Below are 478 nucleotides of genomic sequence, written 5' to 3' on the forward strand. Positions count from 1 at the left end.
GCGTTAGCCATCAAGGAGAGAAAATGAAGGTTCAAGCCCTGGCACTTGCACTCGTAGTTCCACTTGCTGGACACGCTAGTGCGTTGAGTACCATCGATGCAACGAAGCAGGCTTGTGCTGAAGCGGCTGAAAAGTTCGCCTCTAACCAACCTGACTTTGCATACAGCGCACTGATGCCTTACTGGCCTCTGCCCGAAGAGGAGATTCAGAACCTGGGGTACCAAACCAAGGCGCAACTCGCGATGGTCGGGGATCGCTTCGGCGCCATGATTGGCGCTGAGCACGTCAAGACAACGATTGCTGGACAAAGCCTCGTAAAGCATGTCTTTCTAATCAAGCGCGAAAAGCATGCCATGCGATTCTCATGCGTCTTCTACCGGCCGGGTAAGGATTGGCTTGTGAATGCTGTCGTTTGGGACGATAAGCCGCAGAACCTGTTCGGCAATGAAGGCTAACAGTTCATTCAAGCCGAAGCCGC

General features: G+C 53.3%; 1 protein-coding gene. It reads left to right on the plus strand.

Annotation, left to right across the window (positions count from 1 at the left end):
- A partial coding sequence (locus N800_RS15085) for a hypothetical protein (RefSeq protein ID WP_232227692.1) occupies positions 1–455 on the plus strand: 455 nt, incomplete at its 5' end.
- Between the last annotated feature and the right edge of the window lie 23 nt (positions 456–478).

The organism is Lysobacter daejeonensis GH1-9 (genome assembly GCF_000768355.1).
Classification (GTDB): Bacteria; Pseudomonadota; Gammaproteobacteria; order Xanthomonadales; family Xanthomonadaceae; genus Aerolutibacter; species Aerolutibacter daejeonensis.